The following is a 25,743-nucleotide window of genomic DNA, read 5'->3' as shown; positions in this document are numbered from 1 at the left end:
TACTTAAATTATCTTTATCTTTTATCGCAATTCAGCACCTAGCTTAGCGCACAACTGCTTAATCATCTTCTGCATGATTGCGTCAATGGCCTTGTCGTTCAGGGTTTTTGTATCATCCTGTAGGATAAAGTTAATGGCGTAGCTCTTCTTACCAGCAGGCAGATTCTTACCTTCATATACATCAAACAAGTCTACACTCTTCAATAGTTTCTTATCAGTCTGCAATGCAATCTGCTCAATCAGCTCAAACTCTACGTTCTTGTCTATCAGCAATGCCAAGTCTCTGCTCACAGCTGGGAACTTGCTTATCTCCTGATATTCCAAAGTTTCCTTCTTCACAGCCTTAGTAACATTGTCCCAATAGATATCAGCATAGAAGATTGTCTGTTCTATATCAAATTTCTTAAGAACCTTGTTATTTAGAATACCAATCTCTGTAAACACTTTACCTCCGCGGTTTTTGTAAACAAGCCCCTTAGAGAATATATTGTTGTCGCTCTTTTCAAGCACAAGTTTGTTTATTCCAAGACCTACATGAGCGAAGATATTCTTTACATAAGCCATTAGCTCATAGAAACTAGAATCTTCATCAGGATGAATCCAAGAACCTTCTACACGCTTTCCTGTAAGCCAAAGAGCCATGTGCTGCTCCTGACCGTATGCTCTTGCAGGATCCTCTTCAGTCCATTTAGACTTATCATACTTATAGGTGTTACCAACCTCAAAGAAACGAAGATTACTGCTTTTGCGATTAACATTTCTCAAAATACTCTCCAAACCACCAAATAACATTGTCTGACGCATAACGCCCAAATCAGCACTAAGCGGATTCATCACCTTAACGGTTGTATCAAGACTGTATGCGTTATAATCGTTATCTGCGTAATAAGAAAGTTTTGAAAGCGAGTTGTTCAATATTTCATTGAATCCACAACCTACAAGTTGCTCACTCACAAGGTTTTGAAGACGATGTTTCTTATCTTCATCACCAGCTATTGTAAGAGAACTCTTTAGCTGAGTAGGAATTTCTACATTATTATATCCGTATATACGAAGTATGTCCTCAACAACATCACATGGACGCTGAACATCAGAACGATAAGGAGGAACAACAATTGAAATACCTTCATTTGTCTCAGATACAATCTTCATTTCCAAGCTTGTAACGATTTCTTTGATGGTTTCCTTGCCTATTTCCTTACCTATTAAATTATGTACATATTCATAAGACAAATCTACGTTAAAACCTTCAATAGGTTCTGGATATACATCCTTTATCTGCATAGAGATCTTACCACCGGCAAGTTCTTTACACAAGATAGCAGCCTGCTTCAATGCATAGATATTGCCATTAGGATCAATACCACGCTCAAAACGATAACTTGCGTCTGTACTTAATCCATGACGACGAGTGCTCTTGCGAATCCATGTTGGGTGGAAGTATGCACTTTCTAATACCACGTTAGTCGTAGTATCATAAGTTCCACTACCCTTTCCGCCGAAGATACCAGCGATACACATCGGATCTTCTGCGTTGCATATACTCAGGTCGCGAGCACCTAGTGTATGCTCCTCACCGTCTAGAGTAACAAATTTTGTTCCTTCTGGTTGAGTGCGCACAACGATCTTATGACCTTTCACCATGTCTGCATCAAAGCAATGCATAGGCTGACCATAAGCCATCATTATATAATTTGTGATATCCACAATATTATTAATAGGGCGTAAACCGATAATGCGCAATTTATTCTGCAACCATTCAGGACTCTCCTTCACTTCGCATCCAGAAATACTTATACATGAATAGCGCTTGCAAGCATCAGTATTTTGCAAGTCTACATCAATCTTCAGATCTTCATTATCTACGCAGAATGCAGAGCAATCAGGACGATGCAAACTTGTTGCATATCCGTTCTGCTTTAACCAAGCATAGAAATCGCGCGCTACACCATAGTGAGACAAAGCATCTCCATGGTTAGCAGTTATATCTATTTCTATTATCCAGTCACTTTCAAGGTGATAGTAATCAGCTGCAGGAGTTCCTACAACAGCATCCTCTGGCAAAACAATTATTCCTGCATGATCTGTACCTACGCCAATCTCGTCTTCGGCACAAATCATACCTAATGACTCAACACCACGTAGTTTGCTTCTCTTAATGGTAAATGACTCCTCACCATCATATAAAACGCAGCCCAAATCGGCAACGATTACTTTCTGACCAGCAGCCACATTTGGGGCGCCACAAACAATCTGCTGTGGTTCACCTTTTCCTAAGTCTACCGTTGTTATATGCAGATGATCACTGTTTGGGTGACTTTCGCATGTCAGTACTTTGCCGACATACAGTCCTTCAAGCCCCCCCTTTATAGTCTGAACTTCTTCAAGAGCGTCTACTTCTAGTCCCACAGATGTCAATGCATCAGCAGTTTCCTGCGGTGTAAGGTCGAAATCGACGTATTCTTTAAGCCATTTATAAGAAATATTCATTATAATGATTTTTATATTTACTCAAAAACTCTGCAAAAATACAAAAAAATCATCACATGCACAAAAAGAATCATTGATTTTTAGTTCATCAATATACATATATCTAGATATTACACATCATAATTATTTTTTTTCTGTACATTTGCACATATTATTCGCTAGCTATTCCACGATGTTCTGCCCCACAATATATCCGGTTGTCCAGGCAGCCTGCAAGTTGAAACCACCTGTTATTGCATCTATATCAAGCACTTCTCCTGCGAAAAACAAGTGTGGGCATATTTTGCTTTCAAGAGTATGATAGTCAATATCGCTCAATGAGACTCCTCCACAAGTAACAAATTCTTCACGATATGCTCCCTTCCCTTTTACGTGATAAATATCATTCGTCAAGGCTTCTATCATTCTGTTTATACCACTTTTGCCTAATTCCGACCATTTCTTTTCCTTTGGCAAACTTAGTTTATCTATAATATATGTCCAGAGTCGTGAAGGCATATCATAAGGTCTGAGCGAAGCAAGCTGCTTATTTGGATATTCGTTTACAATATTCTTTATATATTCCTCTATTTCATCACGATTTACCACATTCGCCCAATTCACTGATATGTCTACATTATAATTGTTTTCATGCAAATATCGTGCAGCATGTGATGACAGTTTCAATATTGCAGGTCCGCTGAATCCCCAGTGCGTAACAAGCAGCGGTCCTTGTGAGCGAAACTTGGTTGAAGGAATTGAAGTTATAACAGGATTAACCACAGTACCCATCAATGCCAATATCTTTTTATCTGATATATTAAATGTAAAAAGTGAAGGTATCGGTGCTTCTATTCCATGTCCCATTTCTCGCAAATGCTGCAAGTCGTTTATGTTAGGCGATCCACCTGTCGTAATTGCGACTCTGTCAAAAACTTGCGTCTTCCCGTTCTTGAAATACAACATAAAAAGTCCGTCCTCAGTCTGCACAGCTTTTTCCATTTTATATCCGGTCATAATGTTTACTCCCAGACGCTTTGCCTCATTGATAAGACAATTCACGATAGATGCTGCTTCCTGTGATTCAGGAAACACACACAAGTCTTCTTGAGTAACCAATGGAACGCCATTATCCTCAAACCATTTATAAACTTCATTATAGTCAAATTGCTTAAACAAGCGTTTCATCAGTTTATGTCCCCTTGGATAAGCATGTTTAAGATCTGAAATTTCTTCAAAGGTATTAGTCAGGTTACATCTTCCCCCACCAGTAATCATCACCTTAGCCAAAACATTTTGATTTTTCTCAAAGATAGTTATATTGGCGTTTGGATTTTTACTCTTAGCTCTTATCGCTGCAAAGAATCCCGAAGCACCACCACCGACGATAGCGACATTCATTTTTATCATATATGGATACCGTATTTTTTAAATTATTCCGCTAAGTTATGAATAAATTCATAAGTTTCAATACTTTTTCTGTAAAAAGTAAATTTGGAGTGCAAAGATACGATGAAATAGAGAGGGGGAAACGGAAATAAGGAGTAATAGAATCGAAAGGCATGAGTTCCACAACCGTATAACAGAAACTGCTATACAATCAAAGGTACTAATGAAAACCTGCTCATTTAATAAGCCTAATAGGTATATCCTCTTCAATCTTGTCGAAATACTCACCTGTAACAATATGTATGGTCTGTATTTCAGGACATGAAGGAATATTCACTTCCATTGTCGCATATTCAAAAGTTTTACCGGGATTCAGTTTTCCTGTGATACTGATAGTAGTTTGCCCATCTGATGATACAAACTTGTATTTATATGTATCAGTGATAGGAACGTCAACACCAGTAATATCAGTTAACATTTCTAGGATGTCAGAGCCGTCTTGTGCGACAACTGCGCATTCTTTCGCAGAAAAGTTCGGTAGTTTACTGCAATTCATATGTCCACTTTCATCATAGAAATAAGATTTAAAACGTGCCGTTAGATCCTCTGTTGTACGTTTAAAAGTAGAACATACCGTTGTAGTATCCTTGCCCTGAGAATAGGATGTTGTAAACAAGCACAATGACATTAAAGTCAATAAGAGTATTTTTTTCATAGTTTTTTATTGAATAATCTATAAATGTATTCATTAACGAGCAATCTGAACCTCTTTAAGATTACCGTTAACGTAGTTTTCATTCTGCAAATATAAGCATTTTTTTAAATTTTATGATAATATTATGTATATATTTCAGGGGGGATATTATTATCAATACATTTAGAATATGACAAATCTCGCATTATCATCCGAATTTCTATAGTACTTCAATTCTATTCTTATTTACATAATAAACAAACAAGACGGAGATTGTCAATAAGGACTAATCTCCGTCTTTCATTTATGAACAAAAATTGTAACTAAACAGAACCTTATTTCTTATTTATCAGATTTTTATCTTATTCATTATGTCTCCTAGCTTTTCATCAGTAGGCATTTCAATTCTATTCACAAGATAAAAACACTCATAACTCCCTACATTAAATTGGCAATTTACAATTCCAAAATCATCATCCTTTCCCTGTGGATTATCACCATCCATACGAAGATAGACATTAGGAAAAGCTACTGATTCAATTGCAAAAGAGCCATCTTTTTGATCACGAAGTCTGAAATGTTCCCATTCGGCTGCACCAAACTGACAATTTACAGAACCAGCACCGGAACCAGAGAAACTCTTTACACTACTTCCATCCATACGAAGAAATACTCCAGGATATTCAACAGATTCAATAGTGAAAGTTCCATCTTTCTCTTGATGTAATTTGAATACACATATTGTTGTCAAGCTTTTCTGACAATTAACTTTACCTGCACCAGAACCGCTTGTCGTTTTGATACCTTTTCCGTCCATACGGAGGAACACTCCTTTGAAAGCTACTGATTGAATCAGTAAAAGTTTCGATAAATCAACTTTTTGCATATTATTTATTTTAAATAATCACCTACAACATAGTAATTTGGTTTGCTAACAAATGTTGTATTGGGCTCTAGAATAAATTCTGTCACCCCTATATAATCATCTTCTCCCCAATCATAGGTATATCCCATCCTTGTCCATGGATAAGTATTGGAAAATTGTTGCTGTGACATCCAAAGTCGATTGTTAATATCCAAATTGATGTAATCGTTATTTCCAGCAAAAGCTTGTGTGGTTCGCCTTTTTATATCGGTATTATACGATGGACGAAAAAGTTTTTTTGCTAAGACTCGCATATAAACAAGAGTATCCCTTCTGTCTGTATCTGAAAGTCCTAAAAATTGACAAAGTCTTTTAGATAAAGCGCCAGATTTAACGTCATATTTTTTACTATCAATGTCTTTCATTTTACACCGATTTTTAAAATCGTCCAAAACAAAAACCCATGTATAACGACCGCTTGTTTGATTTTTACCTTTCCAGTATGCGCTATAATCATGTTTATTTCTGTCAGTAGGGCTATCATTTAGAACCAATAATCCAACAGTTACAGTATCATGATTAATTATGTATTGATCGCTATCTATTTTCAAATTATTTATCTCTTTTAAGAAAAGTCCTCCATTAGCATTTTCTAACATAACCAATTGATTCATTTTCTGACGTGCTTCGAATACGTTGCGACACTGTGCCGAAACTAAATCGGGTAATAACAAGCTTAATATTAATAATAAGCATTTTACTTTTTTGTTTATCATAATTAGATAATATTTTTCCCTACTCTATCTTAGGCTTTTCGGTTACGCCTGGTTATTTGTAAACTTACCAGTGCAAAAATAAAGAAGTAAAAATTGAGATAACAATCATTTGAGTGATAGTGACTGTTGCGTTATCCAAACCTGTATATATGTGATTGAATGCTCTTTAAGCAGCATTCAATAATAAAAAATAGATGTTCAAATACAAAAACATCCCTTTCAAGCAAGTTATACTTCCTTTCACATCTATTTTACTATGTTTGCCAAAATATAAAAGCCACAAAGAGATGAATTCAACTTGGACAAAAATCAAGAAACGGATACCAAACCATTTAGTATGGCTCAAAGATTACCTACGTGAAATATCCGTCATTATTATCGGATTATGCATCACTTATTATGGAGATAGCCTTATGAATAGTTATACTGAAAGGAAAGAGGATAAGGAAGCCATCAAAATGGTACAGGAAGAACTGGCTTCCAATATATCAGAATTGAACAAGATGCAGAAATATTACCAAGCAGACATCCTCCTGTCTGAAAGTTTCAAGTCCGGTATCTCTGTTGGACTAAATAATGTAAAGGAGGATTCCATAAAGAAATTTAAAAATCAACATCGCCTATACCACTATTGGACATTGAAAGGTCATGCCTTCAAGATGGTGTGTGAATCATCAACCATGCAACGCATAGATAAAGTCTTATTAACTAAGATGTTTGAATGTTATGAATATATGGAAGTCGTGGAAAAAATGGGGGAAAGTTACAGAGAAAAGCGTTTCAATGAGCTGCTACAATTCTTTAACCAATTTCCTGTTGACGGTCAAAATAACGGAACTGTTTTAGAACAATGGAAACAGATTAATGCAAACAAACAATTCAGAAATTATATAATGGTGGTACTTCCCATGTTTTCCAAGTCATCACTTTCCGTCTGTAAAATTGCAGACGGAATAGTGAGAGATACACAAAATGCCATAAAAAAGGCATACCCGGATATCAACGCGGATACAGAAATTCGTTGATACCCGCTTTGTGCAGGTTATCAAACCTCTCCGCATTATAAACTGATACGTGTGAACCTATCGTTTGGTTATACAGCGTAGAGTAAACTTCATAGAGGCTTTGATGTCTGTCTTTATCCAACATACCTAATAAGGCATCAGAAAAACTGTTTGACATCCATGTATTGTAAAAGGGGCTATATCTGTTTGCTTTGGAAGTTTCCATTGCATTGGCTGCGGTAATACACAGTAAGCCAGGTATATCTTCACATTTGGCTCCAACCATTCCTGAGTAACAGGTATCAAACAAAAGCAATGCTTTCCGAAAACGCCTTTCTTTTGCCAATGTATTAAAAAAGCTTCCGATTTCATCTGCACGAACAGTTTGGTCCGCCCATTGCAACCCTTTGGGTGTACCATGTCCGACCCAATACACTAGAAGATTCGTTGTACTGTCAGACGGAAGGATACAATCCTCGTTGTCTACAATCATTTTCTCATATTCTTTCCAGCTAATGTCCGAGGGATGTCTGTATATTGGTATATCGGTATAGAGATTATTCCCATTATCAGACAGGCGGACACTACCTGGTGTCGGATTCAACGCATTATAAGCCAAATCATCATCCGCAACTAAGATAATATGTTTCTTATCCAATCCGTTTTCCCTCAGTCGCTGATAAACAGCGTATGCGTCAGCCTGATGTCGGTAGTTAGTCCAACCTTTGGCTGCCGAGATAATAAGAGCATACAAATCTTTTTTCGGTGCATATTCGGTCGTATTTGAATAAATAAAGTCCTGCATCTGGGTAACCCTCCAGTTCCAGTTTACTACAGAAGCATAGGTACGATTACTGTCATCCGACGTATTATATTCAAGAATAAGATGTTTTCCTTGATAGACCGTCCAATGACAATATACCGAATGCAGCACATTCGTATAAAGAGTCGGATCAAAATGAAGTTTGCCGCTTGCACCTGTAACATGATGTCTTTCTTTCCTTAAAATAGAACTGACTATGCGATTCATCCCTTCATCCGTACAGGCATTGATTTCATCTCCATCCATACTCACAATATGTTTGATTGCTTCATTCACATCATCGTTTCCATCAATATCCGCCTGAAGAATACCAAGTCCGGCAAGCAACGTTGCATCATAGAAATGAGCATTGCCGAATGATGGAGATTTCCCGTATCGGGTTTCATAACTGATTTGGAAGCCAGAAGAGGGGTCATGTGTCTGCACAACACCTTCCATTCCTTCATAATTTTTATCCTTGGGTAAAAGGAATGCACCATCAGAGAACAAAAAGAAAGGCTTGTCGTTAGAGACTGACCGCCTTATATCATTCATCCGCTTGGTTATCCCATTGTTTGGAGACACGCATATCAGACAGTCCGGCTGACCAGAAATGAGCTTACGCATTTTTTCTTCTAGATCTGTGTCCGTATAGACTTCCATGCCATAGACAGACAATCCCAATTCTTTTGCCTCAAAAGCAAACCAATCAGAAAACGTCTGGCCATACAAGTCATCACTCGTTATCAGAGACACTGTCTTTGCTCCCTTTTGTATAGCTTTGGTAAGAAGAACTTCACATTGTGAAATGTCATTCTCCGTCAAACACCAAAGAAATCCCTTGCCTGCATAGGCACGCATCATCTGCTCTGAAGAGGCTAAAGCTGGTAATAAAGGTTTACCTGTCTTTGCACAACATTCTGAGGCAATTGCAGCATGGGCAGAATATAAAGGACCGATGATGGCATAAATATCTGTCTTTTCAGCCAAAGAAGTAAAAAGATCTTTAATGGAATAATCATCTTCGTTGTACCATTCAGCCGTAATGCGGATGCCCCGTTGAGGTATCAGCGATTTATTCAAATCTTCCAGAGCCCAGTCTATTGAATGCCTCCATTGTTCTTCCATACCATCACTGTATGGCAATACAACTGCAATGTGGTAGTCTTTTCTAACTTGTTCATCCAATCCTACGAATTTTTCTGTGGTACAGGACGACATGCCGAGAAGAAATACCACTATATGCAATAAGATGTAAATTTTAAAATGATGTATTTTCATATTCTTTTTCCTTTCTTATAGCTGTACCTGTGGCACTCTTTACAATGGTCTCTAGCTTTGCTTTGTATGGTTCCGCAATTACAAAACCTATACTTCCAGAACTCAAGCCATATTCAATATGCTTGGGAACTACATTTCCCTTTATCCAACTATGGATATAATTTCCCACACGGCTTCCTATGTGCTTTATCATACAGCCGATTATTCTGTCACAAAAAGGCGACTGATCGATATCCACTCCATTAGTATAGACCTGTTTGCCTGGATGTTCACGTAAATAGAGATAAACACCATTGTTTGAACCTCCTGCCATGGCATAAATGAAAGGATATTTCTCAAAAAGGCTATCCGCCATTTCATAAGCACGTGATGGCATCGAAAAACCATCAGAAGAATCAGATATATAAGTTTCTGCCACCCCATGACCTCCCGCATAAATGTATCCGTCCCTGAATCCTTGGTAACAGTCTTCAATAAAGGATTCATCCTTACACCCACCCAAATATGCCGTCGAATCTGATTTAGTCATGGCATAGGCGGCGATACCGGCAAGAAAGGATGTACCATATCCACAATAACGGAAAGTAGAAACATTTAAAGATGTGTCTTTTGTCTCAAACATCAAATAGTTGCTGCGCATTCTATCCGGTCGGGTGTACTTCGCCACTTTCTCGAATTGGCTTCCTGCCAATATGGTATAGAAACAAGTTGAATCCCCATCTTCCATCTGCCATTGACGTATAAGGGTTTCAGTTTTATTCATATCTGAAGGGGTTTGGCAATATAATCTGAATCCGCTTTCTTTCTGCTCCAGCAATATTCCTCGCAGTATATCGTCGCTATACGAAAAATCACCCAAAGCGCCAGGCGAAAAGACAATCCGAACCAACTGTTTCGGATTGTCTACCTGTTCATAAGTATACTCTGAATTACAACCGTATAACAGAAACAATAATGCAATCAAAAGTAATCCTGAAAATCTACTCATCTTAGAAATACAATAGGTACATCCCCATCATTAGTCCCTTTGAAATACTGTTCTGTACCTATATGTATGGTCTGTATTTCGGAACATGAAGGAATACTTACTCTTATTGTAGCATATTGCGCATTTGCATCAGCATTCTTTGTTCCTGAGATACTGATGGTACTTTGCCCATCTGATGAGACGAACCTGTATTTATATGAATCAGTGAGAGGAGCGTCCATACCAGTAATATCATTGAACACTTCCAATATGTCCGAGCTTTTTTGTGCAGCTATCGCCCATTCTTGTGCGGAAAAATTCGATAGTTTGACACACCTTACATTTCCACTTGCATCATAGAAATAAGATTTAAACCGTGCCGTAACATCCTCAGTTGTACGCTGAGAAGTAGTATTCTCATCCTTGGAACAGGATGTTGCTATCAAGCACAATGACATTAAAGTCAATAATAGTATTTTTTTCATAGCTTTTTTTATTGAAGGTTCTTAAATGTATTCATTAACGAGCAATCAGAACCTCTTTAAAATTGCCGTTAACTGAACTTTTCTTTTGCAAATATAAACATTTTTTTAAAATTCACGAGAACACATATACATAATGGGGAAAATTTATTGCTAATATATTAAAAATATGATAAATAGCGCATTATCATCAAGTAGCTATAATGTTTCAGCCCCTTTCTTATTTATGCGAAAAGCCTGCATAGGCTGCCGCCAACTTCTTATCGTATTCGTTTTTAGCGTAAGCCGGACCATTATATTGTTTCGCAAAAGTCGCCCAACTTTTTGATTGTAAAGCAGGGAGCATTTTTGCCTGACGGATAAAACGCCCAAATAGGATAAGTTGTTTACATTCGCTCTCATGCATGGATTTTACAAAACTTTCCACGCTTTTCTCTCCACATGATGCATAGTTGAATCCCATTATTTGGAACATTCCCCAACTAGCTGACGCATCAGCAGCCTCACGGTGAATAGTCCTTGCCTGTTCTAAGCGATCGTATTCCCCCAAGCCTCCTTTATAATGCCCCTTCTCCCATTTCGGATAAAGTATATTGCTATTCCCCGCAACAAACTTGTTCGGATCAATGCCTCTACTCTTCAGTTGTGACCAAAAGATATGTCCCTCAAACAAAATAGCTGGTTTACCTAGAGCAAAGAATCCTCCTCGACCTCCTGTCTCGACCTTCTGTACCGTTTTCAACGCAGCAGGCTCACAATCAAGCAGCAGACCAAGCAATTGAAAATCATCTTCCACCAATTTTTGTGTGGTTGCACGCCCATTGAATAGAAGTTGCTCCCACGAGCGATAACCTACGATGCCATCCGCATCCAAACCATTTGCAGCCTGGAATTTGATAACAGACTGTGACATACTTTCGGTAAAAACCGTAGTGGAATCCACCGGATAACCATTTCTTTTCAAACTGTCAGACAACAACTGAACTTCATTGCCTGTGTAACCTAATTTAATTGTTTTCATTGTCTTATTACTTTTAAATTTCTAATGTTGTTTTAATTTGAATACTACTTCCTCTACTTGAGGATTCATGAGCGGTACGTCTATATTTAATATAGCTAGAATCCTGCAACTATTATCCGCTTTCTTTTCAGTCAGCGACAGTGTTCCGGCATTCTCTGGTAACCTGACAATACATCGCATACACCCGCCAATCATTTTGCAGTCCACATGCTCCACATCGCAAAGCCGTAGCATAAACCGAAGCACATCGAAAATATTATCTACTTTCAGTAACCTTACTTGTGGTTTCATCCTGACTAGCTCCAATTGTGAAAGAACAAGGCACATTCTTCTAGACTGATCGTTTTTTATTAAAACCTTCTCGCCGATCTCAGATTTCTTATGCTCTGTCAAAGTCCTTATTTGATTGGCGATTGTTGAGAAAAACTTTCTTACCTTATCAAACATGACGTGTCATCTATTAAACTTACTCTTGCTTTCCACATTGTCCTGTGCAGACTTTACCTTGCGGAGAGCCTCAAACGCAGGTCTTGATTTCATTCTGTCTATGTTCAGCCTGAGATTACATGAGGGACATATCAAGGCATTCGTAGTGAGCAGTTGAAATATACTTGTTTCTATAAAAACACCGCATTGGGGACATTTCAACCCTACTTTCTGTTCCTGTGCATGACTGCCTATATTATTATCGCCCATCAGAACCTCCTTCCGTATTACCGTTTATCTCTTCTTCCGCCTCGGCATCTTCCACCTGTACATTATTAGCTGTCAGATGCAACAGGTTTGATAATCCTGCAGGCATATCCGCCTGCCTCATTCTTACTTTCACTTTCATATTGGCAGAAAGGCTTTGTTGCAGGTCGTCCTTGACTTCCCGCTGCGGAGCAAGTGAGGCGCGCATCTTGAAACCTGTGCTTTGCGGTTGTTTAACACTCTCTCCATTTTCCACAGAAAACTTTTCTTCCACATTTTCCGACAGTGCGTCAAGTATCTTTATGTCGAAATCGAAATCTGCCTCTTCCACATGAAGCAATGGCAATGGAACGAGTGTGAGTAATGGAATACTTACATTCTTCTTGCTAGAGCCGTTTACATCCTGTTCGTTGTAGGTGAATGTAAGCATCCTCAACTTGCCCGTTTCTCCTGTTACCGGATTGTATGACTCAAAGGCTACCCGCATCAGATAATCCAAATACTTTTGGGCGGAAAGTGCATCAGCCTCAATCGTTGCTATCAGCGGTCCGGCAATCAGTTGTTGGAGCTCCATCACCTGACTGCTCGTCTTTCTGATTTTCTTATCTTCCATAATTAATCCTCCGTTGTTTTAATCCATGACAAAATCATCGAGATCATTGTCATTATCCAATTCTGTAATATTGCAAGCCGTCGGACTGAATTTCAGTTTAAATGAATGTATCGCTTCTTCTGGCATCTTTGCCAGTTCTTCGGCGGTAACGGCGACATCCAATTGAGGGAACGTCTTGACCCTCTTAAACGATTGTCCTTCAGACATTGTTTTTACCAAGTCTGTCAAGGCTGAATTAGCAGCAGTTTCCAACTCATTCCTTAAAGAATTGCCATCCACACCGTCAAATAAGGTGCTAAGATCGGTGTCTTGAAGAAATTTCTTTTTAACAACTATCATGAGCCTGTTTACAACAACATCCTCCAAAACCAGTCCCGTGCTTGCATCCAACGACTCATGCAGGCTGTTGTCAAAGGCATTGCGCATATTACGCATAAGGAATGAACGGAATTTCTTATTCAGTTCCTCTTCTTGTTTCAGATGATAAAAAAATCTTTTGTCTTCCTCATTTCTACGTATGTCAGACGTAAGAACAGCTGAAACGACGCTTGTAATAGTTGTTTTAGCCGCTTCCGTGCAAACTTCCTTGATAAATTGCCGGAATTTGGAATATTTAATATTTTGCTGCTCTTGATTTTCAGTAGTGCTGACTATTCCATATTTCAGTTCCAACTCCATATCGCTCACCACGACATTGGGCAACTGGAAATCTTTCACCTTACCGTCTTTCCCATAAGATTCACTTAAAGAAAGGGAATAAAGATTGGCCTCGTGTTGTGCAGAGATGATGTCTCGCAAAATCGAGCCGATGACAGAACTTAATTGTGCCATAATGTTTTTTATTTATTGAATATATTACAGGTTTTCGAAAAAGGATGCGGCATTAAAAAACCGCATCCCGGATTTTCATCCTTGCCTTTTATTAAGTATGCTCACTTAAGCTTCAACGAGAATTTCAGCGGTGCAACCTCCTGCCATAATCTTATAAGTTCCAGCGACGAGATCGGTTGTTACACTGTCACCACTTTCAGTGAATGTCAGTTTATCACCTTCACACTTGATATCTCCAGGTGCGAACAAACCGTCCTTGTTCTTATACGTAGCGATGAGTTTATCACCAACCTTAAATTTTTGAGCATTCAATTCCAAAGTTCCCTTTGGATCTGATACGTCAAGCGAATTACCAAGCAACTCAAGAACTTTAGCAAGACCAGCAGGCATACTGTCCTGACCTGCCTTTACTGCTATGTCCATCGTATATTCTACACTGTACTTAGATTCTTCAGTAGCCTTGGAATCCTTCTTTGAAGAGTAGTTGGCATTCAACTTGGCATCCATGTGAAATGGACCGATTTTCAATCCGGCTTTGATTTCCGCACTGCCACCCATTGATGTGCTTTCCGTGTTTTCATTCACACTTGAAGAAGAAGCAGAGATGCTTGCCTTAAAGTTAATGTCAACGCTATTGATAGCTATATACGGAATAGGAACAATGGTAAGTAAGGGTACATTCAGCTGTACCAAACGACCATTCTGATTAAATGAGAACGACACGTTGACCGCAGTCTTCTCTCCTGTATCGGGGTTGGTATTCAACCCTACTTCCTGAATGAAGTCCCATGTTGTTTTGGCTGCCATGGCCTGGGCTTCAATACAAGCCTTCAAAGGACCACCGATCATAGAACTGAAAGGTATCGCCTGCAACGCATTGGTTGCCACTTGCGATGGTGCATTACTAATTGCCATAATTTTTTTTTTAGATTAATACTATTTTGTTAAAGGTAAGCTTACAATGCAAAAATCCTATTTTAGTTTGGAATAGGCAAAGAATTTTCATGAGGTGGTGTATTTCTGTTGTCAAAACACATATTATTGCTATCGAAGGCATTTCATTCATCTCTGCGCAATTCAAGAAAACACGAGAACACATACTGGCGGCATGAAGGACTTACCGTGAAACCATGTCCAGCAATGCTAACCATATTCCCACAGTATTTATCCACAAGATGGATATTAATGATTTCAGACCGGTTTATACGAACAAATGTTTCCGTTAGCAGAAGTTTTTCAACCCTACCTATATTATAAGCAAGACTCATGGTTTTAGATTTTTTGAAGTGGATATACGAATAGTTACTTATAGCCTCCACCCAGATGATTTCATCATAATAAACTTTGATGTGGTAATCCTCATTGAGTGGCTTTGCAAAGAAGCCGTCATTGACTTTTATGACTTGGTTTTTCTCATGAAGGTTAAGTGCCTTGTTTTTTTTCGGTTTTTTAGTTATTTCCATATTGAAATTTATTTTGATAATTAAAAATCATGCAAGTGAAAACAAAGTTATCTGTTTTAGTCAGTGTCTCCGAATCTGCGGTATATACTACGGTGAGAGAAAAACAACAATTCTTAATCCTTGTCTGTGTATGAAATTAGAATCCGCTTCTCTGCCATTATATACATTCCTACGGCTGTTACTGACAACGGATATTCTATGGAATAAATTTTCCCAACCTACGTTTTATGATAAAAGACTGTTCTATATGCGTTTTCATCTTTCTCATTTTCTATGGTTATATTTAGGTCGTCCAGATTTACTAAGCCATCAGCCAATCGCAACTGCTTTTGTAGAATCGTTGCATTCTGATAAAAAAGAGAGACACTGGGGAAAAAGGATTTTATTGTTTTTAGGGGTAAACTGATTGAATATCATTCTAATGTGTACAAAGTTAGAAAATGTCTCTAGCTAGAAAATTTAATTTCGTGAAATAGAATTTCGTGTTAGTGAAATGCAAGTTTGCGTTATCAGACCGGATATAGACTTTTTTCGTAACTTCAAAAAGTAAACATTTATATTTGTATAATAACAAAATATATTGTAAATTTGCAATAACATATAGTATATAAAGACAATTCAAATAATAAACTTAAATATGAAGAAAACCATTTTAACCGCAATTATTCTAGCAATGTCCATCACAGCATTCGCTCAACATGATTACACACACGACGATAATCATGTTTACTACCATGGAATGGTGTTAAGACATGCCAACATCGAAACATTCCAGGACTTAGGCTACGGTTACGCCAAGGATTCCCGTCACGTCTACCAAAACGGTAACATTCTGGAATATGTAGATCCCAACAGTTTCAGGATAGATAGCCGCTATAGAATAAGCAATGCTGATGACATTATTTATAATAGAGACGATAACGAAGACTACGATAATAACAGATGCGAAACATCAAGGTACCATAAGACGAACTTTGATGTCTTCTATAACGGAAAGAAACTTGATGATGCCAGTGCAAGCACATTCAAAGAAATAGGTCGTGGATATGCCAAAGATGCGTTCAACGTGTATTATCGTGGAAACAAAGTCGAAGATGCCACTGCCAGTTCATTCCAGATTATTGAGGGTGGATATGCCAAAGATGCATTCAATGCATACTATCGAGGAAAAAAATTACCAGATGTTTCTAGTGCAAACAACTTCAAATATCAGGGCAATGGATACGCTTCAGACGGCTTCAACATGTATTATCATGGTAAGAAGATAGATAATCAATAATGCTAAAAAACACTTTTGTTTGGGTGCACAAAATCATTAACATTTATTTATCATTTATAAAGCATTGATTTACAATAGATTACAAAAAAGTTACAAAGGGAGGCAAAAAAAATCGTTAAAAAGTGAACAACGTATTAAAAAAATACTTACCTTTGCAACGTTTTAATAAACAAATGATTGTTTTACAGATTTAAAAAAGCAAAGAAAATGAAGAAATTAGTTTTAATGTTCGTAGCTATCGCAGCTATCTCTTTCGCATCATGTGGTAACAAAACTGCAGCTCCTGCTGCAAACGCTGATTCTGATACAGCTGTTGTTGATTCAGCTAATGATTCAGCTGCTGTTGATACAGCTGCTACTGACACTGCTGCTGCTGTTAAGTAAACAGAAGCTCGAACTGAAAAATGAGAGATTAACCGCTGGACTCCAAGAGTCTAGCGGTTTTTTTGTGTTTATACCACTCCCCTAGTCTTCTGATAATCATAACGTAAACCATCATATTTCATATACTGAAGCATTCAAGTTGAATGCTGTCTAACTATTGAAGAAATACACCACTCTATTTGAAAAGACTTATAAAAAAAGAAACCGTGACTATTGATCACGGTTTTAAACTTTATACCACTGAAAGATAAAATTAATGATCAATAACAATATGTGCTTTAAACATTTCATCAATCAATGCCCAATAATAGAATGCTTCCACATTAGATTTCTTCAGTTTATTGAGCTTAGTATTTAATTTTGTTATGGTCATATCTTTTATTTCATCAACACTACTATCATTATAATGTTTTACTTCTGACTTAACGTCATATAATATGATCGTTGCAAGATAGGCAGCCTTTGCTGCATCTTTGATTGCTGTGTCAATAACATAATGTTCACCAATAATCAAACCGCCAATTCGTTTGATACCATTTTGTAGTTGGATAAAATCCTCAGAATTTACATTTCCACGCAATGCTATGCACAAAGATGTATTTATTGTATTAAGAAGGATATCCTTATATGATAAATTCTTTAGTTCTCTATAACCAAGTTCAACATCAGCAAACTTGGTAAATGTGTTTCGTGTTTGTTTAAAATCTGAAACAACATCAAATAAAGAAGCCACATCAAACATCTGCTTGATAATTTCCAGGGAACAGTTCCTTTTATCCTTAAAAAATGGAACACCTGTTGTGTGAGGTGCAAACGCTGTAAGCTTATCTCCTAGAATATCAGCTACAGACGGTACATTTACCAAAACATCTTCGCCGTCCATCTTTAGAAACGGACTTCTAATTGGCAATTGCTTAACGTCACCATAGTGGATGTCTTCAAACAGCACATCCAATAAAATTTTATCTTCTTCTGAACTTGTAACATAACTTACCTGATAGAAAAATTTAGCATGAGATTTAGGTACATTATGTGAAGATTTTCTTTCAACCAATTCTATATTCTGAAATCCATATTCGTCAGAATATTTCTCCACATACTTCTTAATATCCGTATTTGGAGGACAAATTACGTCAATATCTATTGATAATCTTTTACTGCTACCAAGGTGAAGCATACAAGCCGTACCTCCTTTAAACGTAAATGGACAGCCAGAACGCGCAAGGGATTCAAGCAATGAAAATGCACGGATGGATTTTTCTATAAGAGTTTTGTCCAATGAAGGATATAGAGATGAAACATGGTTAATCCAGTTCATAGAACGACTTTCTGCGTTTATCATTAATCAAATATATTAGTATTATTTACTTCTGTGATTATATTCTTAATTAAATTTACCTTATTGCGTCTTCTGGCATAGCGCAATAATTTTTGCTCATTAACAGAGCAGACATCGTAAGCATTTCTGAATAGCCTAAGACTTTCATACTCCTGAAAAGAAAAGAAATCTTTGTCAAGGACAGAATCAACAAGAACCTTTTCCAAAGAAACTCGTGTACTTTTATCACCAAGTAATATCAGTGGCGCTTCTGATATAAGTGTTCTGACAACAATAGTTGGCTTACCAAATATGTAATGCACATAATCATCCTGAGATGGTTTCAGATAAATATTCTTGTCGGGCAAGGCATTAATCAAAGCATTAAAGACAGACTTCTCACAATCTCGCTCTACATCTACAAATATCACATTTATATTGCTTACATAATGCGAGAAGCGTTTTACGTCAGAACTGTTCCACACGCAAAATCTTATGAACGGAAATTTGGTGCGGACAAGACTTTCAATCATAGACATTTCTTCGTCATAATAAGCAGAAAAACCTATTTTCACGGTTTGCGACAAACGGAACATTCCACGATCTACCTTTTGCAGAATATTATTCTTTACTAGGCGTCTCAAAGCAGATGTGATAGTATTTGGCGAGAATGATTTCCCGTCCTTAGCAAAATCACTCAACATCTGTTTACAGGTAAATGTCTGAGTTCTTTTGGCGTAGTCTAATATATCTACATTTCCTATCATACAATGTTTATCTTCTTTTTATTACTGCTACAAAAATAGTGCAATTTAGGCAAATATCAATAATTATTGCCATTAATGCACTAATTATTATCTATTTTTAATACTAATAACCACCAAACAGGGTTGTTAACTTAACTTCTGACAAAATAGTGCATATTTGGCAATACACTCAATTTATTGCCAAATATGCACAAATATACTTTCCTCACTTTGAAGCCATTTATAAATTAAAGCTATAATTACTACGTATATCTGCAAAACAGTCTATTCCCCACAGATATCCCACTGATATTCTTTTCTTTGTATGTAACTACAGCATCTGCTAAAGCAGATATATTCTCCGGCAGATTAAAATGCAATAGCTTGAACTACATAGTCTCCCGCAGATTACGCAGATTCACGCAGATAAAACACATCAACCTAAACTACTATTCTTCCACTGTGTCGTAACTGCGTTTCTCTGTGCTATCTGATGCATCTGCTTTGGCAGATTCATTTACCTAACTGTCTTTTGTCTGCGTAAATCTGCGAGATCTGCGGGAGAATCGCCCGTTTACACATGCAATGAATCAAATCTACGAGAGAATAGACAAATAAACAAACCATTACCAGGAATGCACAAAGATAGAACTGTTGTTCTGGTGAAGTTCCATGATAACAGACAAAAACAACTTTAAAGTTAATTATCAACAACAATAATTGCAAATATTCAACTTTATTTGTATTTTTGTAGAAAATAATCAAATACCCATTTAAAGATTAAAACAATGAAAAGTCCATTCACAGGAGGAAACGCTATACTTAAAACAGAAAAAGCTGAATTGGAATTCCGCAAAGAGAAGTTCCAGTATATTTCATCATATTACTTATGTGAAGATACTAAGGAAAGATTTACAACAACCGAAATTGATACAGCAAATCTTTCTCAAGTCTATAATCAATATAGGGTGAAATACGGAATACCGTTTCCTGATGAAATAAAGAAAATAAGAAGGATGTATGACTTGTCTGCATCTAAAATGTCAAAGATACTTGGTTTCGGAGATAATCAATATCGTCTATACGAAAATGGCGATATACCGAGTGAGGCTAACGGAAAGATATTGAATTTAATCAAGAATCCAGAAGTCTTTCGCACATTCGTTGAAAATGCCAAAAATCAGTTTGAGGTAAAAGACTACGAAAAGCTCCTTACTGCTTTACATAAAGTCTCTATGAATGATCATAAGATAGAAGAAAAGATGATTTTCTCCACATCATCACGAGGCTTGTGCAACGGATATGCCACACAGTCGTATGATAAATTAAGAAGCACAATTCTCTTTCTATTGGACAAATGTGGTAGAGTCTTCAACACAAAGATGAACAAGTTACTTTTCTATACTGATTTCTTATCATATAAGACGTATGGTAAAGGCATTACCGGTTTATCATACATGGCAATACAATATGGTCCAGTGCCATTAAGATGGGATCGGGTGTATAGTTTAATTGATGGTGTAGAATCAGAATTGGTTGAGTTTAATTCTGGTGCCTGTGGAACAGAATTGTATATCACAGAGCAACCTGATTTAGAGGAACTCACTCCACAAGAAATTGGAATACTGAATATTATCGTTGATAAATTCAAAGATATGTCTTCAGCGCAAATATCAGCAATGAGTCACAAAGAATATCATGACTGCGACAATCTTATTTCATACAATGAAGCATTTAAATTGAATACAATTTAATAGCCATATATGATGCCAGATTGCTTTGCTCCCGACATTAATGACGGGAGCAAACTGTAACTTGCACACATACAAGAATTTACCCTACATAAAATAGATAGATCAAACATCAGATATTAAATGCTGAATGTAAATCATAAATCATTGACATCCTGTCGCTACGACGTAGTCGAGAAGCGTTTTATATCTAAACTGTTTCACAAGCAGATTTTTGTTTTTCTATCCAAGCCTTGAATCTTGGACATTTATCCATAATTTGCTTAAACCCTACTTCCAAAGCTATAATATTACCTTCTATCACTTTATCATAATCGTCTTTGATAGCCAGCAAACGCTTTGATGGAGCTTTTTGTGGACTAGAATTTATATCTTCAGGATTTGGATATTCATCTATTATCTTTTGTGTGTTCTTCTGTTCATCATCTGAAAAATATGCTTCAAATCCTTTATTCGAAGAATAGAGCAGAGATTCAAATTCGTGAAGCTGAATGTAAGGAATAAAGCGAGAGTCGTTTATATCATCGCCAATACACTTTTCCATTTCATCCACTTTTGATTTATGATCAGCTATCTTTTCATAACGCTCTTTTTGTGGCAATTCAGGACATCTAAAGAAATCAACTAACATTGAGACTATAATATCATTTTTTGATGATGATAATAATTTCAACGCATCATTTTTTAGGTGTTCGTAATTTACGAAACCTCCACGCCCATGTTTGCTAGTATGTATAAGAATAGGTTCAACAGAATAAATTCCAAATCCCAACAAGTAAGGAGCTATAAGTGTCTTAACAAATTCTTGTTCCGTTTGACCTTCAACGATGATACAAAGTCTTTTCATGGCTGACCTCCTATCACATTTTTCTCCCATATCTCTCCAAGACTATACTCCCCTATCCATGCAGATAACTCATCAGATGACAACCTATTGAATTCTGTTTGATTATCTTTTCTATCAACAACTAAAATATCTTCGGCTTCAAAACAATCTACAAGATTTACAGACTGAGTAGCCACAATTAGTTGTGTCTTCTTTGAGGCTTTTTTCATTAGAGCTGCCAACTTATTGATAGCTGAAGGATGAAGACCTAGCTCTGGTTCATCTATAATAATCGTATCCGGCAAATATGGTTGCAACAATACTGTAGCCAATGCAATAAAACGGATTGTTCCATCAGAAAAACTTTGAGCATCTAAATACATATCAGAGTTAAATTCTTCCCACTCTAGTTTTATACGATCTGGAGTTATACGATTGGGTTGAAGTTTAAAGCCTTTAAAGTATGGAGCAATAGACCTAACTACACCTTCAATCAATTTCAATGATTTTGGTTCTGTTTCTTGAAGTCTGTACAAAAATGCTGCCAGATTTGATCCATCATGTTTTAATCTCTCATTATCATCAACAGGACAGTCACGCCTCATAGGAGAGCTTTTGCTAGAATCATGGAAATGATAAACTATTAAGTTCTTAATATATGATTTCAAATATGCTGCTCTAGAATTATTTGCTTGCATAATTCCTGACTCTTCTACAGCTTTATCATAATAATGCTTATGCCATATAGTATAATTCTTTGCATCATCGTCGATTCCATTGAAATAATCTCCAGATTCTTCAATGAAAGCCTTATTATCTGTTGTTGGATTTAATTTAAAGAAAAAAGCATTAGTATTATTAAAATCAATAATTCCTTTTATATATTTAGATTTTTTTGATCCTCCATAGAGAAATCTTTCAATGCCTCCGTTACTTAAAATATAATTACCCAAATTCTGATCTAGCATATTTTTTACGAGGTCAAAAAATGAGATGAAATTACTTTTTCCAACTCCGTTAGAGCCAATCAGCACATTAAGACTCTTCATAGGAATCTTTGCAGAACAGATTGATTTGTAGTTTTCGATAATAATTTGCTCTATCATATTAAGTTTTTATATTTCTTCAGTTATCAGTAACTCCAATTTCTTGCATACTGATGGTTATTCATATTATTGTGACATCCCTGAAATGAAATGCATTCAAGAAGCACTATGTCATTAATGGTCTTAAGATTAGGATATGTAACTATGTATTTTTCTATATGAAAATCCAGCATATTAATACTCGATGTTTTATATGTTAACACAGTTCATTTATTTTACCCCATGTAAATAATGGCATTTTATTAAGTTACAAATATAGTGATTTTTAAGATAACTGCTATACCCTTTTCTCAAAAAACTTCATTTCGTGGTATTAATAAATGAATTTTATAATTATAAGAAGCATTTTCTCTGCGTTAATCTACGTAATCTGCGGGAGAATAATCACACAAGCGTACTCACGCTATTGCACAAAGAAACCCCAATGTCTCTCGCAGATCTCGCTGATGATCGCAGACGAACCCCAAGAACTACATTAACGTCAAGCTATAATCTCTGCGAAATAATGCAGCCCTGCTGCATTCATCTGCGTCATCTGCGGGAGAATACGTAGCTCCACCTAGTTGTTTATTAGGGATACAATTATACTTTTATCGCCAATAAACATGGCTTAGTTTATTAGTACCAAATTGAAAACGGCAAACAACATTTGTTGTATTTTTATCAATGAATAAAAATAGTACTAAAAATAAAGTAAAAAAAAGTGTTGTGAAATGTATTAAACATGTGCAGATTTATGTATCTTTGCATCATAATTATGTGCGTATTTATGTATTTATAAGCATATATCATGTGCATAAAAATGTATATACAATATGGAAAGAACTGTTTTACAACAACTTACAGAATGGAAAAGTAAAAGAGACAGAAAGCCTCTTATACTAAATGGAGCACGCCAAGTAGGAAAAACTTGGCTGTTAAGAGAATTCGCAAAAAGAGAATATTCTAAAGAGGCTTACGTTGTTTGCAGAAATAACAAACTTGCAAAGCAGATATTCTCACAAGACTTCGATGTTAACAGAATATTACGTGCCCTACGTGCACTTACAGGTGTAGACATCACCCCAAATGACACCCTTATTGTTTTGGACGAAGTTCAAGACATTCCCGAAGCTATTGAAGCTTTGAAATATTTCTGTGAGGATGCCCCTGAATACCATATTGCTGCTGCAGGTTCTTTGTTAGGCATCTCATTACACGAGGGTATCTCATATCCTGTTGGCAAAGTTAATGAGATGAATGTATACCCAATGAACTTCGAAGAATTTCTGATAGCAAAAGGAGAAGATGAAGCGTACAAACTTCTTGCTAGTCGTGACTTCGATACAATTTCATTGCTGCATGATAAATTTATTGACCTGCTACGCCAATACTATTACGTAGGTGGTATGCCTGAAGTTGTAAAAAAATACGTAGAAACAGATGCGTTACAAGAAGTGCGTAGAATTCAGAATGAAATACTACACGGTTATGAAATGGACTTTTCGAAACATGCCCCAAAAGACCAAGCGCAACGTATAAGAATGGTTTGGAATAGTATCCCATCACAACTGTTCAAAGAAAATAAAAAGTTTATTTATGGAGCGATAAGATCTGGAGCTAGAGCCAAAGACTTTGAAATGGCTATCCAATGGCTTATAAGTGCTGGCTTACTTTATAAAGTTTCGCGTTGCACGAAGATTGCATTACCACTTGATATATACAATGATTTCTCAGCATTCAAACTATATACAACGGATGTTGGTTTATTAGGGGCTATGGTACAAACGACTCCTGTACAAGTATTAGTGAAAAACGATATTTTTACCGAGTACAAAGGGGGAATGACTGAGCAATTTGTATTTCAGCAGATGAAAAGTAAAAGTGTATGTCCAATATGTTATTATCAAGCAGAGAATTCACGCTTAGAACTCGATTTTTTGATACAAGTCGATGATCATATACTTCCTATTGAAGTCAAAGCAGGATACAGTATCAAGGCTAATTCACTCACCACTTTATTAAAAGCAAAGCCTGAACTTAAAGCCATTAGATATTCTATGCTACCATATAAAAGACAAGGTCAACTAACCTGCCTTCCTCTTTATACAGTATAGAGGTGTAGTTGATTCGTTTTCCGGCTGATTCATCTCCCCCACCTGTCTTTCCTCTGCGACCATCTGCAAGAGAACACCCCCCACATAAGCATACTCAATTTATCTGCGGGAAAACAAACAATAATCATCTGCGGGGAACCATAAAAACAGTAAAAGGGATGTGCTAACGCACATCCCCTTGTTGTTATCCTGCAATCCATACCATGCAGCTAGGTAGCGCTGTGAGCGCTGCGATTAACCATATTAAGTTAGAAATTCTATATAACTTTATCAAAAGTTAGCACACGATCCTCCACAAATTTAGTTCTTTCCGATGGTAAAATTATGAAACTAATTGAGTCATGAGTATCTAAAATATTTTTTTATTTTTAATTTTCTGATGCCGTTTCCTACATGATTTCACCAAACGCATTGTTATCCAATACGTTAGATGATGTATATAAGTCCGTTCTTATACATTTTAGGGAGTGATTAGGGCCTAATCACTCTGTTGTCCTACATGCTTTGCAGAGTGATAAGGCCCTTATTACTCAAAGGCGCACCGAAATTGGTGATTTTATTTTCGCTACACTTCATACATTTTGACTATAACTGGAATTGGTATACACATTTGTAGTTATACATTCTGAATCACTATACATTTTTTAAAGCGATTACAGATAATCAATATAGTTGTATGAAATCCTTTACTGAAAAGATTGGCATATCAAAATGCCATATAAATCTATTTATTTTAAAATTTTATTTACAAACAGAAGTAACATTTCTAGCTTTATAATTCTAAAGAAAGGCATTACTGTGATTTACTTTACTGCCAGAGGAACGACCTAATGGCAGAACAAAAAAGCGATTTGGATATTGTAATTTGATCGAATCCCATCGTTTGA

Annotated in this window: 23 protein-coding genes; 5 read left to right on the top strand and 18 right to left on the bottom strand. The window is 36.6% G+C overall.

Annotated features, from left to right (window positions below; all coding sequences use genetic code 11):
- Positions 1–21: 21 nt before the first annotated feature.
- The 5 genes from pheT to prwr041_RS11165 all read right to left on the bottom strand — a co-directional run bounded on the left by pheT (position 22) and on the right by prwr041_RS11165 (position 6,193).
- On the bottom strand, positions 22–2,490 hold the full coding sequence (pheT, locus tag prwr041_RS11185; RefSeq protein WP_207153849.1) for a phenylalanine--tRNA ligase subunit beta: 2,469 nt from the start codon (positions 2,488–2,490) through the stop codon (positions 22–24).
- 162 nt (positions 2,491–2,652) lie between these two features.
- Positions 2,653–3,879 (bottom strand): BaiN/RdsA family NAD(P)/FAD-dependent oxidoreductase, encoded by a 1,227-nt coding sequence (locus prwr041_RS11180; protein ID WP_207153848.1) that lies wholly within the window; start codon positions 3,877–3,879, stop codon positions 2,653–2,655.
- A gap of 214 nt (positions 3,880–4,093) precedes the next feature.
- Entirely contained in the window at positions 4,094–4,573 is a 480-nt protein-coding gene (locus prwr041_RS11175; RefSeq protein WP_207153847.1) for a hypothetical protein, read from the bottom strand.
- Positions 4,574–4,901: 328 nt separating this feature from the next.
- The gene (locus tag prwr041_RS11170; RefSeq protein ID WP_207153846.1) at positions 4,902–5,438 is read right to left on the bottom strand and encodes a fibroblast growth factor; all 537 of its coding nucleotides are present in this window, start codon (positions 5,436–5,438) and stop codon (positions 4,902–4,904) included.
- Positions 5,439–5,443: 5 nt separating this feature from the next.
- On the bottom strand, positions 5,444–6,193 hold the full coding sequence (locus tag prwr041_RS11165; protein WP_207153845.1) for a hypothetical protein: 750 nt from the start codon (positions 6,191–6,193) through the stop codon (positions 5,444–5,446).
- Between the two features lie 194 nt (positions 6,194–6,387).
- On the opposite strand from prwr041_RS11165, the gene prwr041_RS11160 reads away from it, so the two are divergent.
- Positions 6,388–7,218 carry a hypothetical protein gene (locus prwr041_RS11160; protein ID WP_207153844.1) on the top strand — a complete coding sequence of 277 codons (831 nt, stop codon included), beginning with the start codon at positions 6,388–6,390 and terminating at the stop codon, positions 7,216–7,218.
- On the opposite strand, the gene prwr041_RS11155 is transcribed toward prwr041_RS11160, so the two are convergent.
- The 9 genes from prwr041_RS11155 to prwr041_RS11115 form a co-directional block, all read right to left on the bottom strand.
- Positions 7,193–9,280, bottom strand: coding sequence for a C13 family peptidase (locus tag prwr041_RS11155; RefSeq protein WP_207153843.1), 2,088 nt, complete (start codon positions 9,278–9,280; stop codon positions 7,193–7,195). The genes prwr041_RS11160 and prwr041_RS11155 overlap by 26 nt on opposite strands.
- Positions 9,261–10,268 (bottom strand): BMP family ABC transporter substrate-binding protein, encoded by a 1,008-nt coding sequence (locus tag prwr041_RS11150; protein ID WP_207153842.1) that lies wholly within the window; start codon positions 10,266–10,268, stop codon positions 9,261–9,263. The genes prwr041_RS11155 and prwr041_RS11150 overlap by 20 nt, the downstream gene beginning before the upstream one ends.
- Positions 10,265–10,732, bottom strand: a complete 468-nt coding sequence (locus tag prwr041_RS11145; RefSeq protein WP_207153841.1) for a hypothetical protein — start codon at positions 10,730–10,732, stop codon at positions 10,265–10,267. Before prwr041_RS11145 ends, prwr041_RS11150 begins: the two co-directional genes overlap by 4 nt.
- Positions 10,733–10,949: 217 nt before the next feature.
- Positions 10,950–11,750, bottom strand: coding sequence for an N-acetylmuramidase domain-containing protein (locus prwr041_RS11140; protein WP_207153840.1), 801 nt, complete (start codon positions 11,748–11,750; stop codon positions 10,950–10,952).
- Positions 11,751–12,203: 453 nt separating this feature from the next.
- Positions 12,204–12,446: a hypothetical protein gene (locus tag prwr041_RS11135; RefSeq protein ID WP_207153839.1), complete on the bottom strand. Its 243-nt coding sequence runs from the start codon at positions 12,444–12,446 to the stop codon at positions 12,204–12,206.
- Complete coding sequence (locus prwr041_RS11130; RefSeq protein ID WP_237072231.1) at positions 12,436–13,017, bottom strand: DUF2589 domain-containing protein; 582 nt, start codon at positions 13,015–13,017, stop codon at positions 12,436–12,438. The genes prwr041_RS11135 and prwr041_RS11130 overlap by 11 nt, the downstream gene beginning before the upstream one ends.
- 57 nt (positions 13,018–13,074) lie before the next feature.
- Positions 13,075–13,887, bottom strand: a complete 813-nt coding sequence (locus tag prwr041_RS11125; protein WP_207153837.1) for a hypothetical protein — start codon at positions 13,885–13,887, stop codon at positions 13,075–13,077.
- Positions 13,888–13,992: 105 nt separating this feature from the next.
- On the bottom strand, positions 13,993–14,802 hold the full coding sequence (locus prwr041_RS11120) for a DUF2589 domain-containing protein (RefSeq protein WP_207153836.1): 810 nt from the start codon (positions 14,800–14,802) through the stop codon (positions 13,993–13,995).
- A 143-nt stretch (positions 14,803–14,945) separates the two neighbouring features.
- Positions 14,946–15,350 (bottom strand): LytTR family DNA-binding domain-containing protein, encoded by a 405-nt coding sequence (locus tag prwr041_RS11115; RefSeq protein ID WP_207153835.1) that lies wholly within the window; start codon positions 15,348–15,350, stop codon positions 14,946–14,948.
- 637 nt (positions 15,351–15,987) lie between these two features.
- Between prwr041_RS11115 and prwr041_RS11110 the strand changes: the two genes are divergently transcribed.
- Entirely contained in the window at positions 15,988–16,629 is a 642-nt protein-coding gene (locus prwr041_RS11110; RefSeq protein ID WP_207153834.1) for a DKNYY domain-containing protein, read from the top strand.
- 207 nt (positions 16,630–16,836) lie between these two features.
- On the top strand, positions 16,837–17,013 hold the full coding sequence (locus prwr041_RS11105; RefSeq protein ID WP_207153833.1) for a PG1828 family lipoprotein: 177 nt from the start codon (positions 16,837–16,839) through the stop codon (positions 17,011–17,013).
- Between the two features lie 253 nt (positions 17,014–17,266).
- On the opposite strand, the gene prwr041_RS11100 is transcribed toward prwr041_RS11105, so the two are convergent.
- Positions 17,267–18,331, bottom strand: a complete 1,065-nt coding sequence (locus prwr041_RS11100) for a nucleotidyl transferase AbiEii/AbiGii toxin family protein (RefSeq protein ID WP_237072230.1) — start codon at positions 18,329–18,331, stop codon at positions 17,267–17,269.
- A gap of 23 nt (positions 18,332–18,354) precedes the next feature.
- Entirely contained in the window at positions 18,355–19,098 is a 744-nt protein-coding gene (locus tag prwr041_RS11095; RefSeq protein ID WP_207153831.1) for a DUF6577 family protein, read from the bottom strand.
- A 767-nt stretch (positions 19,099–19,865) separates the two neighbouring features.
- Between prwr041_RS11095 and prwr041_RS11090 the strand changes: the two genes are divergently transcribed.
- Positions 19,866–20,831, top strand: a complete 966-nt coding sequence (locus tag prwr041_RS11090; RefSeq protein WP_207153830.1) for a type II toxin-antitoxin system antitoxin SocA domain-containing protein — start codon at positions 19,866–19,868, stop codon at positions 20,829–20,831.
- Between the two features lie 187 nt (positions 20,832–21,018).
- Here the strand turns inward: prwr041_RS11090 and prwr041_RS11085 are convergent, their stop codons facing one another.
- On the bottom strand, positions 21,019–21,675 hold the full coding sequence (locus prwr041_RS11085) for a DUF4276 family protein (protein ID WP_207153829.1): 657 nt from the start codon (positions 21,673–21,675) through the stop codon (positions 21,019–21,021).
- The gene (locus tag prwr041_RS11080) at positions 21,672–22,760 is read right to left on the bottom strand and encodes an AAA family ATPase (protein WP_207153828.1); all 1,089 of its coding nucleotides are present in this window, start codon (positions 22,758–22,760) and stop codon (positions 21,672–21,674) included. Before prwr041_RS11080 ends, prwr041_RS11085 begins: the two co-directional genes overlap by 4 nt.
- 815 nt (positions 22,761–23,575) lie before the next feature.
- Here prwr041_RS11080 and prwr041_RS11075 point away from each other — a divergent pair.
- A complete protein-coding gene (locus prwr041_RS11075) occupies positions 23,576–24,856 on the top strand; it encodes an ATP-binding protein (RefSeq protein ID WP_207153827.1) in 1,281 nt (426 codons plus the stop codon).
- Positions 24,857–25,743 lie beyond the last annotated feature (887 nt).

The sequence above is a fragment of the Prevotella herbatica genome (genome assembly GCF_017347605.1).
Classification (GTDB): Bacteria; Bacteroidota; Bacteroidia; order Bacteroidales; family Bacteroidaceae; genus Prevotella; species Prevotella herbatica.
This window is presented reverse-complemented; position numbering and strand designations above follow the sequence as displayed.